Origin of the sequence: Pseudomonas quebecensis (assembly GCF_026410085.1) — a bacterium.
GTDB classification, from domain to species: domain Bacteria; phylum Pseudomonadota; class Gammaproteobacteria; order Pseudomonadales; family Pseudomonadaceae; genus Aquipseudomonas; species Aquipseudomonas quebecensis.
Map to the genome: position 1 here is coordinate 1,223,314 of NZ_CP112866.1, position 14,861 is coordinate 1,238,174.

General features: G+C 60.8%; 16 protein-coding genes. 5 read left to right on the forward strand and 11 right to left on the reverse strand.

The features are described 5' to 3' along the window. Positions 1 to 2: 2 nt before the first annotated feature. Positions 3 to 581, reverse strand: coding sequence for a DUF4337 domain-containing protein (locus OSC50_RS05830; protein WP_181081684.1), 579 nt, complete (start codon positions 579 to 581; stop codon positions 3 to 5). A gap of 164 nt (positions 582 to 745) precedes the next feature. Here OSC50_RS05830 and OSC50_RS05835 point away from each other — a divergent pair, with 164 nt between their 5' ends. After that, entirely contained in the window at positions 746 to 1,432 is a 687-nt protein-coding gene (locus OSC50_RS05835) for an HAD-IA family hydrolase (RefSeq protein WP_181081683.1), read from the forward strand. A gap of 48 nt (positions 1,433 to 1,480) precedes the next feature. Here OSC50_RS05835 and OSC50_RS05840 read toward each other — a convergent pair whose 3' ends face one another. Next, the gene (locus tag OSC50_RS05840) at positions 1,481 to 2,227 is read right to left on the reverse strand and encodes a 3-oxoacyl-ACP reductase family protein (RefSeq protein ID WP_181081682.1); all 747 of its coding nucleotides are present in this window, start codon (positions 2,225 to 2,227) and stop codon (positions 1,481 to 1,483) included. Positions 2,228 to 2,353: 126 nt separating this feature from the next. Between OSC50_RS05840 and OSC50_RS05845 the strand changes: the two genes are divergently transcribed. Then, entirely contained in the window at positions 2,354 to 3,277 is a 924-nt protein-coding gene (locus OSC50_RS05845; protein WP_181081681.1) for a LysR family transcriptional regulator, read from the forward strand. Between the two features lie 13 nt (positions 3,278 to 3,290). On the opposite strand, the gene OSC50_RS05850 is transcribed toward OSC50_RS05845, so the two are convergent. The 3 genes from OSC50_RS05850 to OSC50_RS05860 all read right to left on the reverse strand — a co-directional run bounded on the left by OSC50_RS05850 (position 3,291) and on the right by OSC50_RS05860 (position 6,765). Beyond that, the gene (locus tag OSC50_RS05850) at positions 3,291 to 4,019 is read right to left on the reverse strand and encodes an aspartate/glutamate racemase family protein (RefSeq protein WP_181081680.1); all 729 of its coding nucleotides are present in this window, start codon (positions 4,017 to 4,019) and stop codon (positions 3,291 to 3,293) included. Positions 4,020 to 4,032: 13 nt separating this feature from the next. Next, positions 4,033 to 5,562: an NCS1 family nucleobase:cation symporter-1 gene (locus tag OSC50_RS05855; protein ID WP_181081679.1), complete on the reverse strand. Its 1,530-nt coding sequence runs from the start codon at positions 5,560 to 5,562 to the stop codon at positions 4,033 to 4,035. Positions 5,563 to 6,030: 468 nt separating this feature from the next. After that, positions 6,031 to 6,765: a phosphoadenylyl-sulfate reductase gene (locus tag OSC50_RS05860; RefSeq protein ID WP_266246349.1), complete on the reverse strand. Its 735-nt coding sequence runs from the start codon at positions 6,763 to 6,765 to the stop codon at positions 6,031 to 6,033. 151 nt (positions 6,766 to 6,916) lie between these two features. Between OSC50_RS05860 and thrH the strand changes: the two genes are divergently transcribed. Further along, positions 6,917 to 7,534: a bifunctional phosphoserine phosphatase/homoserine phosphotransferase ThrH gene (thrH, locus tag OSC50_RS05865; protein WP_266246347.1), complete on the forward strand. Its 618-nt coding sequence runs from the start codon at positions 6,917 to 6,919 to the stop codon at positions 7,532 to 7,534. Between the two features lie 66 nt (positions 7,535 to 7,600). Here thrH and OSC50_RS05870 read toward each other — a convergent pair whose 3' ends face one another. From OSC50_RS05870 to rloA, 6 genes are all read right to left on the reverse strand, one after another. Then, entirely contained in the window at positions 7,601 to 7,957 is a 357-nt protein-coding gene (locus tag OSC50_RS05870; RefSeq protein WP_040269126.1) for a helix-turn-helix domain-containing protein, read from the reverse strand. Then, a complete protein-coding gene (locus OSC50_RS05875) occupies positions 7,957 to 8,259 on the reverse strand; it encodes a type II toxin-antitoxin system HigB family toxin (RefSeq protein WP_266247508.1) in 303 nt (100 codons plus the stop codon). The genes OSC50_RS05870 and OSC50_RS05875 overlap by 1 nt, the downstream gene beginning before the upstream one ends. 223 nt (positions 8,260 to 8,482) lie before the next feature. After that, complete coding sequence (pabB, locus tag OSC50_RS05880; RefSeq protein ID WP_266246345.1) at positions 8,483 to 9,826, reverse strand: aminodeoxychorismate synthase component I; 1,344 nt, start codon at positions 9,824 to 9,826, stop codon at positions 8,483 to 8,485. Positions 9,827 to 9,924: 98 nt separating this feature from the next. Beyond that, on the reverse strand, positions 9,925 to 10,911 hold the full coding sequence (locus OSC50_RS05885; RefSeq protein WP_034099736.1) for an alpha-L-glutamate ligase-like protein: 987 nt from the start codon (positions 10,909 to 10,911) through the stop codon (positions 9,925 to 9,927). After that, positions 10,911 to 12,443, reverse strand: coding sequence for an osmotic stress tolerance membrane protein RloB (rloB, locus tag OSC50_RS05890; RefSeq protein ID WP_181081676.1), 1,533 nt, complete (start codon positions 12,441 to 12,443; stop codon positions 10,911 to 10,913). Before rloB ends, OSC50_RS05885 begins: the two co-directional genes overlap by 1 nt. 5 nt (positions 12,444 to 12,448) lie before the next feature. Further along, positions 12,449 to 12,985: a retropepsin-like aspartic peptidase RloA gene (rloA, locus tag OSC50_RS05895; RefSeq protein ID WP_181081675.1), complete on the reverse strand. Its 537-nt coding sequence runs from the start codon at positions 12,983 to 12,985 to the stop codon at positions 12,449 to 12,451. A gap of 268 nt (positions 12,986 to 13,253) precedes the next feature. Here rloA and OSC50_RS05900 point away from each other — a divergent pair, with 268 nt between their 5' ends. Together OSC50_RS05900 and prpB are read left to right on the forward strand one after the other, a co-directional pair. Beyond that, on the forward strand, positions 13,254 to 13,964 hold the full coding sequence (locus OSC50_RS05900; RefSeq protein ID WP_181081674.1) for a GntR family transcriptional regulator: 711 nt from the start codon (positions 13,254 to 13,256) through the stop codon (positions 13,962 to 13,964). Continuing rightward, complete coding sequence (prpB, locus tag OSC50_RS05905; protein ID WP_266246342.1) at positions 13,961 to 14,854, forward strand: methylisocitrate lyase; 894 nt, start codon at positions 13,961 to 13,963, stop codon at positions 14,852 to 14,854. The genes OSC50_RS05900 and prpB overlap by 4 nt, the downstream gene beginning before the upstream one ends. The last annotated feature ends 7 nt before the right edge of the window (positions 14,855 to 14,861 follow it).

The window sequence follows — 14,861 nt, forward strand, 5'->3', positions numbered from 1 at the left end:
GGCTAAACATGCAGCCACGCCAACCCGCCCAGCACCATGGCCACGCCTGCGGCCGTATAAGAAAGCCGCTTCAACCATTCCTTCCTCGTCAACAAAGTAATTGCCGCCAACGAAATCGCGATCTGAATCGCAGTCATCGCCTGGGCCCAGCGGTGGTGCCGATGCAGCGCCTGTTCGGATTTTTCATCCCACTCCCGTGAAGTGGCTTCAAGCTTTTCTGCCTGTTGGCGCACGGCCTCCTTCTGGTTTTTGTAGCGTTCGATCTCTTCCCGGTAATGCGCGGCATCCACGCCGGGGATATGGGTGGCCAGCTCCGCCAGGTTTTGTCGGCTGGACTTGGCCTGGTAGTAATTCCACTGGTTGGCGGCTTCGGTTTTGATGATCGCGGCGTTGTTCTTGTCCATCGCCGCTTCACTCTCGGTGGAACCGGCCTGGTAGCTGAGCATGGCGCCGAGGGTGGCCATCAACGCGGTCATCACGGCGATGCGACTGGCGAAACTATCCCCGCGGGCGTGGGCATGTTCGGTGGTGTGTTCGATATGTTTTTCGTGGGGGCTGGGGACTTCGAAGGCTTCGGACATGGCGGCGTCTGTGAACGGCGTGAGGGATACTGATTCTTCACCAGCCAAGCTGTCGCGATCCTGTACGCGACGCGGGATCAACCGCGCCCTAAAGGTTGCCCGCGTGTCGGTGTCACCGTTATTGTGCTGAACCCTTTTAGTCGTTCTCCCAAGGATCCGTTGTGATGAATGCACCGCGTACCGCTGTCCCGATCAAGGCCGTGATTTTCGATATGGACGGGTTATTGCTGGATACCGAAGGCATCTACACCGAAGTGACGCAGATTATCGCCGAACGCTACGGCCGCACCTACGACTGGGGTATCAAGCAGCACATCATCGGGCGTGGGGCTCAGGACCTGGCTGAATACGTGGTCAAGGCGCTGGAACTGCCGATCACTCCGGCCGAGTTTCTGCAGATCCGCGAACCGCTGATGAGCGAGCGTTTCCCCAAGGCCCTTGGCATGCCCGGCGCTGAGGCTTTGGTGCGGCACTTGAAAGCGCACAACATCCCGATTGCCGTGGGCACCAGCTCGTCGCGCAATTCGTTCGGCCACAAGACCACCTTGCACCGCGAGTGGTTTGCGTTGTTCGACACCATCGTCACGGCGGACGACCCGGAAGTCGGCGCGGCCAAGCCCGCGCCGGACATCTTCCTCACTGCCGCGCGCCGCCTGGGTGTCGACCCCAAAGATTGCCTGGTGTTCGAAGATTCGCCGTTCGGCGTGACCGCTGCCAAGGCCGCCCAGATGACTGCCATCGCCGTGCCCGATGAAGCCATGGCCGACAGCAAGTACCACCACGCCGACCAGATCATCCGCAAGCTCGCGGACTTTGATCTGGCGGCCTATGGCTTACCGCCGATGACCTGAATCGAACACGGTCAACAGGTGAGAGGGGCAAGCCCCTCCTGCACTGGGTCAGGCGCTGAAGCCACCGTCGATGGTGAGGCTCGCGCCTGTGATATACCCCGCTTCCGGCCCCGCCAGATACGCCACAAAACTGGCGATCTCCTCCACATGTCCGTACCGCCCAATGGCCATCAAGCCGATCAGGCTCTCGGCAAAGTCGCTGTTGGCCGGGTTCATGTCGGTGTCCACCGGCCCAGGCTGCACGTTGTTAATGGTGATGCCACGCGGCCCCAGGTCTCGTGCCAGGCCCTTGGTCAAACCGACCAGCGCGGCTTTGCTCATGGCATACGGTCCGCCGCCACCGAAGGGCATGCGCTCGGCGTTGGTGCTGCCGATATTGATCACGCGGCCGCCTTCGCTCATGTGCTTGGCGGCTTCCTGGGTGGCGATGAATACGCTGCGCACGTTGATCGCGAGGGTCTGGTCGAAGTCTTCCAGCGTGAAGTCTTCCAGCGGGGCGATGGCCAGCACGCCGGCGTTGTTCACCAGAATATCCAGACGGCCGAATGCCTCGACGGTGGCGGTGACCGCGTTGCGGATCGCGGCGGCATCGGCGCTGTCGGCGTGAATGGCCAGGGCTTGGCCGCCGGCGTTGATCACGCTGTTCTGCAAAGCCTCAGCCTTGGCCGCCGAGCTGACGTAAGTAAAGGCCACGGCAGCGCCTTGGGCGGCCAGGCGCTGGACGATCGCGGCGCCGATGCCGCGCGAGCCGCCTTGGATCAAGGCGACTTTGCCGTTCAGGGTGTGTGCAGTCATGTCGATCTCCTGTCTGTTCAAGGCGGTATGCCTTGTGGTTGCAGCCGAGTATCGACCTCGCTCGCTCAGGCCGGTAGACCGTGATTGCTATAGTCTGTGTAAACCAGAAGTTTAGAGTGGGGCGATATGGAAAGCTTTGGCAGTATCGAATGCTTTGTGCGCAGCGCCGAAGGCGGCAGCTTTGCCGAGGCTGCGCGGCACTTGAGCCTGACCCCTGCGGCGGTGGGCAAAAGCGTGGCCAAGCTTGAAGCGCGCCTCGGTGTGCGTCTGTTTCAGCGCAGCACGCGGCGCCTGACCCTCACCGAAGCCGGCAAGCTGTTCCTCGATGAAGTCAGCGGCAGCCTTATCACCATCCAGAACGCCGTAGCCAACCTGGCCAGCGCCGAAGGGCGGCCGGTGGGCACACTCAAGGTGAGCATGGGCACTGTGTTCGGCAATCGTTATGTGATGCCATTGTTGGCGCGATTCATCGAACGCTTTCCGGATATCAGCCCTGACTGGCACTTTGATAATCGCCAGGTAGACCTGATCGGCCAGGGCTTCGATGCGGCCATCGGTGGTGGCTTCGAACTGCCTCAGGGCGTGGTGGCGCGCAAACTGGCGCCAGCCCATCGAGTGTTGGTGGCGTCGCCGGGTTACCTGGCCACACGCCCGCTGGTGCGAGGGCCAGAAGACCTGGGGCGCTGCCTGGGCATCCTGATCCGCTCGCCGCAAACCGGCCGCGTGCGCACCTGGCAGTTGACCGGTCCCGAGCGTGAACAGCGCCCCCTCACACTCAAACCGCGCATGACCCTGAGCGACTCCGAAGCCGCCTGCTGCGCCAGCGCCCAGGGCCTGGGCATTGCGCTGGTGAGCATGCCCATGGCGGTGCCGTTTCTGGACAGTGGCGCGGTGGTGCGGGTGCTGCCTGAGTGGTATGTGGACGATGGCAATATTTCCATCTACTACGCCGAGCACAAGCTGCTGCCCGGCAAAACCCGGGCCTTTGTGGATTTCATCATCGAGCAGTTTGCCGAACAGCGTCTGGGGCAGCGGTTCAGCGCGGTTTAATCGAATCGTGGGCCTATCGCCCGAACATCCCCGGCCAGCCGATCACCTTCTTCGGCCTTGGCGTGGCATAGGTCCTGATCTTCGACGTCGACAACCCCAGGCGCACCAGCGATTCGGCAATAGTCACCGCCGCCGTTACGCCGTCCACCACCGGCACGCCGGTGCGCTGGCGAATCTGCTCATCCAGCCCGGCCATCCCGCCGCAGCCGAGGCAGATTACCTCGGCCTTGTCGTCGTGGATGGCCCGCTCGGCCTGGCGCACGATGGCCTCCATGGCGGCCAATGGGTCTTCTTCCAGTTCCAGCACGGCCATGCCGCTGGCGCGTACCGAGGCACAGCGCGCGTACAGGCCGGCCAGTTTCAGGCGGTCTTCGATCAATGGCACGGTGCGGTCCAGGGTGGTCACCACCGAGTACGCATGGCCAAGAAACATGGCAGTGCTGGCGGCCGCTTCGGTGATGTCCACCACCGGCACGTTGAGCAACTCCTGCAGGCCTTCGCGACCGTGTTCGCCGTAGCCGGCCTGGATGACCGCATCGAACGGCTGGTCATAGGCCATCACGCGGTCCATCACGGCGATGGCAGCCAGGTAGCTTTCGAAGTTGCCCTCCACCGATTCGGCGCCGAAATACGGGGTGAGCCCGACAATCTCGGTGCCCGGTGCCGCCACGGCCCGCGCCTGTTGGGCAATGGTTTCGGTGATGGAGGCGGTAGTGTTGACGTTGACCACGAGGATGCGCATGGGGTGTCCTTGATTAATGACTGACGTTATCGACTGCAATGCTTTCGCCGCTGACATCGGCATAGAAAGGCTGGCGCTTGGCGATCAGCCGGTACAGCAGCCCTGCAATACCGGCGCCAAACAGCCAGGAAAACGGCGAGACACTGGCGAACCCCGGCAGCAAGGCGAGCAGGATGGCGATCACTGCCGCCGGAATAAACGCCGCCACCGCGCGCAAGTTGACCCCACGGCTGTAGTAATAGGCGCCCAGCGGGTCTTCGCTGTAGAGCTGCGGCACGTTCACCTGGCTTTTACGGATCAGCCAGTAATCGACCATGATCACGCCATACAGCGGCCCCAGCAGAGCGCCCAGACCCGAGAGGAAGTACACGATCACCAGCGGGCTGTTGTAGAGGTTCCACGGCAGGATCAGCACCGCCACGGTGGCGCTGATCAGCCCGGCGCGGCGGAAATTCAGGTACTTGGGCGCCAGGTTGCTCAGCACAAAGGCCGGCGCGACGAAGTTGGCCATGATATTCACCGCCACCGTCACGATCATGAAGGCCAGGCAACCGAGCACCAGGAACAGGGTGTTGGGGATCGCCGCGATGATCTCGGTGGGGCTCTCGATCACTCGACCATTGAGCTGGAACTGCCCGCCGCACAGCAGTACGGTGATGGCGGCGAACACCAGGATATTCACCGGCAGGCCCCAGAAGTTGCCGACCACGATGGTCCTGCGGCACGGCGAGGACCGCGCGAAATCGCAGAAATTGAGAATCAGCGTGCCGTAGATCGACAGCCACAGTGCGCCGCCGGCAAAGATATTGCGCCACATCTCACCGCCGCTCAGGGGCTCGCGGACCGACCAGGCAATATGGCCGTCCACCTGGAAGTACATCCAGCCGGCCAGGGCGGCCATGGTCAGCAGAATCACCGGGCCGGCAAACCCTTCATAGCGCCGCACCATTTCCATGCCATAGGCCAGGATCACCAGTTGCACGAACCAGATCGCCACGAAACATACCCAGCCCAGGGTCGACAGGCCGAGGATCGAGTTGTGGTCGTAATCGGCAAAGCCTGGATGAATCGCTGTCAGCAGCACGCGGAAAACCACCGAAGCCAGGTAGGTCTGGATACCGAACCAGGCAATCGCGATCACCGCACGGATCAACGCCGGTATCTGCGCCCCATGGATACCGAAGCTGATGCGGCTGATCACGGGAAACGGCACGCCGGTTTTTTGCCCCATGTACCCCGACAGGTTCATGAAGAAGTACACCAGCGCCGCACCGATTCCCAGGGACAGCAGTATCTGCCAGCCGCCCAGGCCCAGGGCGTATAGGCCGATGGCGAATGAATAGTTAGCGATGTTGTGCACGTCGTTGGTCCACAGCGCAAAGATGCTGTAGCGCCCCCAGCGGCGGCCTTCCACCTTGGTCGGCGCCAGGTCCTTGTTGTGCAGGCGCGGGCTCAGCACCAGCGGGCCAGGGCTCATGGCCTGATGGTTCACGGCGCAGGAGGGCAGATCCAGTGCGATGTCGTTCGAGAGGCTTGTACGCATTCCGGCAGGCTCCAAGGCATCTGCAGCAAAGCCGCGGATGGCAAAGTGTATGTAGGTTTTGTATTTATTGTATACAAAGAGCTTTTCACCTTAAGCCACATGCGTGCCAGTTTTGGATCTATCAAAACTGTGGGTAATTTCGTTTTTATAGGTGGGATAAATAACTATCTGAATTCAAAGCGATATAAATTGACCGTTTGAACAGCTATTTATTTTTCTGTTGAGGCAGGGCTATTCGCCAGTACGCAGGATGATGCGGAACCGGTGTTACGTTATGGTGCGGATTTCTGAGAATTGCACACATAAATGGCACCTATGGTTACAAGCATGTGTACATCAAAAAGTTAAACTCAAAACAAATGTGGGAGGGGGCTTGCCCCCGATAGCGCAGTGTCAGACAGCGCTAAGCTGGCTGATCCACCGTTATCGGGGGCAAGCCCCCTCCCACCTATTTAACTGCGTCAGCCCTTAGGCTTTGCTGATGATATTCCCGGCGTGCAGCCCGCATTCTTTCTGCGTGGCTTCTTCCCACCACCAACGGCCTTCGCGTTCGTGTTGGTTCGGTAACACCGGGCGGGTGCATGGCTCGCAGCCGATGCTGATAAAGCCGCGTTCGTGCAGGCTGTTGTAAGGCAGCTCCAGCATGCGGATGTAGCCCCAGATTTCTTCGCTGCTCATCTGCGCCAGCGGGTTGAACTTGTACAAGGTGCGTTCCGGGGTGGAAAACGCTGTGTCGATTTCCAGCACCGCCACCTGGCTGCGAGTGCCGGGGCTCTGGTCGCGGCGTTGGCCGGTGGCCCAGGCGCTGACGCCGGCGAGTTTGCGGCGCAACGGCTCGATCTTGCGGATACCGCAGCACTCGCCGTGACCGTCCTTATAGAAGCTGAACAGCCCCTTTTCCTTGACGAAAGGTTCCAGCTTGGTCTGGTCGGGCGAGATCAGTTCGATGTCGATCTTGTAGAACTCACGGACCTGTTCGATAAACCGGTAGGTCTCCGGATGGAGGCGACCGGTGTCGAGGCTGAACACCTTGACGTTTTTGTTCAGCTTCCAGGCCATGTCCACCAGCACCACATCCTCGGCACCGCTGAAAGAGATCCACAGGTCGTCGCCGAACTGGCTGAACGCCAGTTTGAGGATGTCCTGGGCGGATTTGTTGGCGTAAGTCGCGGCGAGTCCAACGACGTCGAAGGCTTGGTTCATCAGCACGGTTCCTGCAGGTCAGTGGCGCTGAGCGCTCTATAGGTGGGCGATGGTACCAAAAACCGTCCTGCGTTGCGGCCACGGGCTTGAATCGCTAGAGTTCGGCAGCCCTTTTGTTCGCTCAACCAATAACACCAATATGGAGTGTCTTGTGGAAATCGCCTGCCTTGACCTGGAAGGGGTGCTGGTGCCGGAAATCTGGATCGCCTTCGCCGAAAAAACCGGCATCGAATCCCTGCGGGCCACCACCCGGGACATTCCCGACTACGATGTGCTGATGAAACAGCGCCTGCGCATTCTCGACGAACACGGCCTGAAACTCGCCGATATCCAGGCAGTGATCGCCACCCTCAAGCCGCTGGAGGGCGCCGTCGAGTTCGTCAACTGGCTGCGCGAACGCTTCCAGGTGGTGATCCTGTCCGACACCTTCTATGAATTTTCCCAGCCGCTGATGCGCCAGCTGGGTTTCCCGACCTTGCTGTGCCACCGCCTCATCACCGACGAGACCGATCGCGTGGTGAGCTACCAACTGCGCCAGAAAGACCCCAAGCGCCAATCGGTACTGGCCTTCAAGAGCCTGTACTACCGCGTGATCGCCGCCGGCGATTCCTACAATGACACCACTATGTTGGGCGAGGCTGACCAGGGGATTTTGTTCCATGCGCCGGACAATGTGATCCGCGAATTCCCGCAGTTTCCGGCGGTGCATACGTTCGAGGCGTTGAAGCAGGAATTTATCAAGGCGTCGAATCGGTCGTTGAGTCTTTAAAGCTTTCAGCGCTACTGAGGGCCCCATCGGTGCAAGCCACGATGGGGCGCAGGTTAAGCCTGAGCCTCAATTGCCTGCCAGCAAGCTTTCATAAGGAATGCGCAGGCCTTCATGTAGGCGTTTGATCATCGACAAACTCAACTTGCGCTTGTGATTCAGCACTTCGGAAACACGCCCGCTCGTACCAATGAAAGGCTCAAGATCGCGGGCTGTCATGCCCAACTGCTCCATGCGGAATTTAATCGCTTCCACTGGATCCGACCCAGGCATCGGGAAGTGTTCGGCCTCGTATTTCTCGATCAAGATGGCCAGGATCTCCAGTTCATCACCTTCGGGCGAGCCGGCTTCTGCGCCCCATAGCTGCTCGACGCGTGCGAGCGCGGCGGTCAGGTCTTCCTGACTATGAATGGGTTTGATGTTCATCAGATGGCCTCCGCATTGATCTGATCGTAGTGCGCATGGGTTCCCACGAAACGTATGAAGCCAAGTTGTCGCTGATAATCGATAGCCATGATCACTCGATACTTATTGCCGCCCACGTTAAATACAACTCTGCCACTCTTCAGAATGCTTGCCGTCCTGAGCTGTGCTTTCAGCGCTTGCGGTGTCGGATAAATGGCCTGTTCCATGTGGCGATACCATTCGGTGAGGGGGGCTTTTGCATCGGTATGAGCGGGATGGCTTTCCCAGAATGTTCGCAGGGTGGACCGCGCAATTATTCTCATCGCCGCGTCCTCCCAATTTGGGAGATGATAGGTGCGGTCAAGGGGATATGCAAACGAGGAAATGATTTCTGGCAAGCAGACAGTCGCTTCATGTGGTCCTTCACAACCGGCGGTGGATAGTCAGATTTGGAACCTATCCTCCCCCTCGAACCCAGTCCAGCGCGGTTCTGATTCAGGCTTTTTCCAGTGGGAGAGGGCTTGCCCCCAGTCGACTCCCCAGCCTCTACAACCCTTCCAACGTCCGCAACAACACCGCCACCTTTGTCAACGACTCCTGATACTCCGCCTCCCACTGCGAGTCCGCCACGATCCCGCCCCCGCCCCAGCAGCACACTTGCCCGTCCTTGACCAACAGGCTGCGGATGGCAATCGAGCTGTCCATCTCGCCGCGTACGTCCAGGTACATCAGCGAGCCGCAGTACAGGCCGCGCCGGGTCGGTTCCAGTTCATCGATGATCTGCATGGCGCGGATTTTCGGCGCGCCGGTGATGGAGCCGCCGGGGAAGCTGCCGGCGATCAGGTCCAGGGCGTCCTTGTCGTCGGCGAGGGTGCCGATGACGCTGCTCACCAGGTGGTGCACGTTGGGGTAGCTTTCCAGGCTGAACAGCTGCGGCACGCTGACCGAACCGGTGCGGCAAGTACGGCCCAGGTCGTTGCGCAGCAGGTCGACGATCATCAGGTTTTCCGCGCGATCCTTGGGGCTGGCCAGCAGCTCCGCGGCGTGGGCGGCGTCTTCTTCGGGTGTGTGGCCGCGCGGGCGGGTGCCTTTGATCGGGCGGGTTTCGACCCGGCGCTCGCTGATGTGCACGAAACGTTCCGGCGACAGACTCAGCACCGCGCCCTGGTCGGGCAGGCTCTGGAACCCGGAAAACGGTGTCGGGCAGGCTTCGCGCAACGCGCAGTAAGCGGCCCAGGGATCGCCGCTGCACGGCGCGCGAAAGCGCTGGGAGAAATTGACCTGGTAGCAGTCGCCGGCCTGGATATAGTCCTGGATGCGCACGATGGCCTGGCGGTACGCCTGCGCTGTGATATCCGGCGTCATCGGCCCCTGGAGCCCGAAGGTGGCCGAAGTGGCGACGGGCGCTTGAGTGAACTGCGCCATTAACCGTTGCCGTTCGCTGTCGATCAGGGCCGGATGAAACACCAATTGGCTGGTCTGCGCCTGGTGATCACTGACCAGCGCCCAGGCATACAGGCCCAAGCGTGCATCCGGCAGATGCAGATCGTCTACCGCCAGGGTCGGCATCTGCTCCAGATGCCGGCCGAAGTCGTAACTCAAATAGCCGATCAAACCGCCGGCAAACGGCAGGTCATATCCTGCCGGCAGGTCGGCCTTACCCAACTGCGTAAGGTTTTCCCGCAGGCGTTGCAGGAAATGCTCACCACTTTCGTCAGGCGATACCGTCAACGTGGTTTCCGGCCAGGCGCTGAGCAGGTCATAGCGGCCGCGGTCGGCCGTCGGGCGGCCGCTGTCGAGCAGCACTGCGCCGGGGGCGTGGCGAATCGCCGCGAAATACTCAGCGGGGTTGGCCCGGTAGGGCAGCGGATAAACGGTGCAGGTCGACATGCGGGGTGGATCAGCCAGGACGCGGGGGAGGGGATTGTAGTCCCCTGTAGGATTTGCTCCTAGAGGGGATGTCGGGGATAGACAGTTCGAAGGCCGGATCAGCCTTCAACGGGCGGAATATGGCCGAACATCGCCTGCACGAACTTCACCCGCTCTTCCACGGTTTCCGTCACGCCGGCAGCCTTCAGTTCTTCCAGCCGCGCCTCTACCGCATGGGTACGCAAGGTCAGGCCGCAGTCGTTGGCGATCTGGATATTCAGCCCCGGCCTTGCATTCAGCTCCAGGATCAGCGGGCCTTTTTCCTGGTCGAGCACCATGTCCACGCCGATATAGCCCAGCCCGCACAGTTCATAGCAGCCCGCCGCGAGCTTCATGAAGCCGTCCCAGTTGGGCAGTTGCACGCCGTCCACCGCGTTGGTGGTGTCGGGGTGTTTGGTAATGATGTTGTTCAGCCAGGTGCCGCGCAGGGTCAGGCCGGTGGCCAGGTCGACGCCCACGCCGATTGCGCCTTGGTGCAGGTTGGCCTTGCCGCCGGACTGCCGGGTCGGCAGGCGCAGCATGGCCATCACCGGGTAACCCATCAGCACGATGATGCGGATGTCCGGCACGCCTTCGTAACTGATGCTTTTGAAGATCTGGTCGGGCACCACGCGGTATTCGATCAGCGCGCGGTCGCGGTGGCCGCCCAGGGAGTACAGCCCGGTGAGAATGCTGGAAATCTGATGTTCGATCTCCTCGTGGCTGATGATCTTGCCGGACACCGTGCGGTAGCGCCCTTCAAAGCGGTCGGCCACCACCAGGATGCCGTCACCGCCGGCGCCCTGGGCCGGCTTGATCACGAAATCGCTGCGCCCGCCGATGATCTCGTCGAGCTTGTCGATTTCCTTTTCGGTGGAGATCACCCCGTACATTTCCGGCACATGGATGCCGGCCGCCAGCGCCCGTTCCTTGGTGATGATCTTGTCATCCACGATCGGGTAGAGGCTGCGCTTGTTGTACTTGAGCACGTAGTCGGCATTACGCCGGTTGATGCCCATGATCCCCCGCGCCTCCAGGGCTTTCCAGGTCTTCCAGAAGCCGAACATTACGAATCAGCCTTGAGGAAGGCCTTGAACCGCACCAGTTCGGTCAGGCGATAGCCGCGATAACGACCCATGGCCAGCATGAAGCCCACCAGGATCAGCAGGATCGCCGGGAAGGTGAACACAAAGTAGATCAGCTCCGGCACGCTCATGATGATGTGTGCCAGGGACGCAGCGAACAGCGTACCGATCGCCACTTTCAGGGCATGGCTGGCGCCGCGTTCTTCCCAGGTAATCGACAGGCGTTCAATGGTCATGGTCAGGATCACCATCGGGAACAGCGCCACCGACAAGCCGCGCTCCAGCCCCAACTTATGACTGAACAGGCTGATCGCGGCGATCAACACCACCACAAACGTCAGCACCACCGACAGCCTCGGCAGCATCTGCAGTTTCAAGTGTTCCAGGTACGAGCGCAGGGACAGCCCCAGCGCGGTGATGATGGTGAACAACACAATTCCGAAGCCCAGCTGTGTTTCACGGAACGCCAGGGCGATCAGCACCGGGGTGAAGGTGCCCAGGGTCTGCAGGCCGATCAGGTTGCGCAGGATCAGGATCACCAGCACGCCGATCGGGATCATCACCATGATCATGAAGGTCTGCTGGGTCTGCAGCGGCAGGCCGTACAGCGAGTATTCGAGGAAATTGGCGTCGGTGTTTTCGTCGGTCAGCTTGGCCAGGCGAATCGCGTTCATTTCGCTGTTGTTGAGGCTGAAGGTGACCATGGCTTTCTTGCCGCCATCGACGGTGATCAGGTTTTCATCGCCGGTCCACCACAGCAGGCGGTCGGCGGGCAGGCCCGGTTCGCCGGTTTCCGGGTTGAAGTACAGCCAGTCGTTGCCATTGAAGCTGCGCAGCCACAGTTCCGGGGTTTGCGGTTGGTCGGCGACCAGGCGGATGGTGTGGACTTTTTCCACCGGCACGTGGGCGATGGACAGCAGCAACTCGACGATCTTGGCTTTGTGCGGCGTCGAGGGGTCGCCCGCCAGCAGCAGCTTCACATTGTCATCGTTGAGGTTATTGGTGCGCTTGATGGCTTCGGTGATAAAGGTCTCGACGTCGGCCGAGTGCTGGCGGATCGGCGCCAGCAGGGCTTCGGCGGCGATTTTTTCCGGGCCTTCCACGGCGATGCTGTCACGGAAGGTCGGGCCTTTGATCTTGGCTTTTTCGCCGCTGTAGCGCTTGGTCAGCACCAGGCGGTAATACAGGGTCTGGTTGCCCTTGGCCCGGCGCGCCGACCAGGTGACCTTGCGATTGCCGTCGATGCGGTTGACGCTCACCCCGTAGTTATTGGAGATGAAGCTCTCATTGAGACTGACGAAGTCACGGCTCAACGGCGGCACGAACATCTGGATCTTGACCGGGTCCTTGGGGCTGGCGACGAACTCGACCTTGGCGTCGATGTTCCACAGGTCATCCGTGGCGTCCTCGGTCACGGGGATCCCCAGCACGAAGATCTGGTAGGCGGTGACCGAAATGCCCAGCACCACCAGAAGGGTGATGAGGATTTTCAGGTGCAGGGTCAGAGAGCGCATTCGGTTTACTCGGCGGTATGAGCGTCGGCGGCGCAGGCAGGTTTGCCTGCTGCATATTTAAGACTGGGGTCGACCAGCGCATCAAAGCGTTTGAGCGCTTCGGAGCCGATCAGCAGCGGATATTGGAAAGCGCTGCGGTCAGTCAAGTTCACTTCTATGCTGCGTAAAGCGGTGCCCATGCAGATATCCAGGGCAATCACCGGGCGGGCGGTGTAGTTCTTGTCCTCATCGGGGTCGTAGTCACCGGCGCGGCGCTTGATCTTGCTGACGCGGGCCAGGGGGCGTTCGATGGGGTGGGAATGGGCGGTGTCGATGGCCAGGTAGAAGCGCACCCAGGATTCGCCGTTGCGTTTGAAACGCTTGATATCGCGGGCGCTGAGGGAGGCGGTCTTGGCACCGGTGTCCAATTTGGCGGCGACTTCCAGGTCGATACCGGCCAATTGGGCATATTCGTTGAGGCCATACACGGTCTTCTCGGCGGCGGCGCCAAGGCTCGGGATGGACAACAGGCAAAACATTAGGGGGAGGGGCTTGAGTCTCATAGATCCTGACGCGGTGCAGTGCGATGTTCATTCATGGCGACTGGCATGACTGCGCAATCTCTGGTGCGCCGTTTCATCAAGCGATGTCAGGCAAAGGCGGCGGGCATTCTAGCATGATGCTTTTCTGGCGCCAGCGCTGGCAGCCGGCCATGCTCCTAAGCGACGCGTCGAGGTTATTAGACGATTGTCGACAATATGCATTTATTCTTTGACTAAACGTGATTGATTGGCTAGTTTTTGCCGCATTGGTTTTCAAGGTGTCGACAATATGCCGGTTCAATCAGAACTTCCGACGGTGGCGTCAGACGAGTCCCAAACGATGTCGGAGAACGTCTTTCGGCGGATCCAGGCAGCCATCGTCAAAGGTGAGATCGCCCCCGGCAGCAAGATTTCCGAACCGGAGCTGGCGCGCACCTACGGCATCAGCCGTGGCCCGCTGCGTGAAGCGATCCACCGCCTGGAAGGCCAGCGCCTGCTGGTGCGGGTGCCGCACGTAGGCGCGCGGGTGGTTTCGCTCAGCCATGCCGAGCTGATCGAACTGTACGAAATCCGCGAATCCCTGGAAGGCATGGCCTGTCGCCTGGCCGCCGAGCGCATGACCGATGCCGAGATTGAAGAGCTGCGCCAGGTGCTGCACACCCATGAGCGGGACGCGGCGTTCCAGGCCGGTGTCGGCTACTACCAGCAGGAAGGCGACTTCGACTTTCATTACCGCATCATTCAAGGCGCGGGCAACCGCACGCTTACCCAGATGCTCTGCGGCGAGCTGTACCAGTTGGTGCGCATGTACCGCATCCAGTTCTCCACCACGCCCAACCGCCCCCGCCAGGCGTTTGCCGAGCATCACCGCATTCTTGATGCGATTGCCGATCGCGACGGCGAACTGGCCGAGTTATTGATGCGCCGGCATATCGGCGCTTCCAAACGCAATATTGCCCGTCATTTCCCAGGCGGCGCCCCTGATAGAGGTGAGTCATGAGTTCGAACAACAAAAGCACACCCGGCCAGCGCTTCCGTGACGCGGTGGCCAGCGAGCACCCGTTGCAGGTCGTCGGCGCGATCAACGCCAACCATGCGCTGTTGGCCAAGCGCGCCGGCTTCAAGGCCATCTATCTCTCGGGTGGCGGGGTGGCCGCCGGTTCCCTGGGCGTGCCGGACCTGGGTATCACCGGGCTGGACGACGTACTGACCGACGTGCGGCGCATCACCGACGTGTGCGATTTGCCGCTGTTGGTGGATGTGGACACCGGCTTCGGTTCCTCGGCCTTCAACGTGGCGCGCACGGTCAAGTCGATGATTAAGTTCGGCGCGGCCGCCATTCATATCGAAGACCAGGTGGGCGCCAAGCGCTGCGGCCATCGTCCGAACAAAGAAATCGTATCCCAGCAGGAAATGGTCGACCGCATCAAGGCCGCCGTGGACGCGCGCACCGATGACAGTTTCGTGATCATGGCGCGCACCGATGCCCTCGCCGTCGAAGGCCTGGAGTCCGCGCTGGAGCGTGCCGCCGCGTGCATCGAAGCCGGTGCCGACATGGTGTTCCCGGAAGCGATCACCGAGCTTGAGATGTACAAACTGTTCGCTGCGCGGGTAAAAGCGCCGATCCTGGCCAATATCACCGAATTCGGCTCGACCCCGTTGTACACCACCGAACAGTTGAAATCTGCGAATGTTTCCCTGGTGCTGTACCCGCTCTCGGCCTTTCGCGCCATGAACAAGGCCGCCGAAAACGTGTACACCGCGATCCGTCGCGACGGCACCCAACAGAACGTGATCGACACCATGCAAACGCGCATGGAGCTTTACGATCGCATCGACTACCACACCTTCGAGCAGAAGCTCGACGCGCTGTTCGCCGCCAAGAAATAAGCGCAGC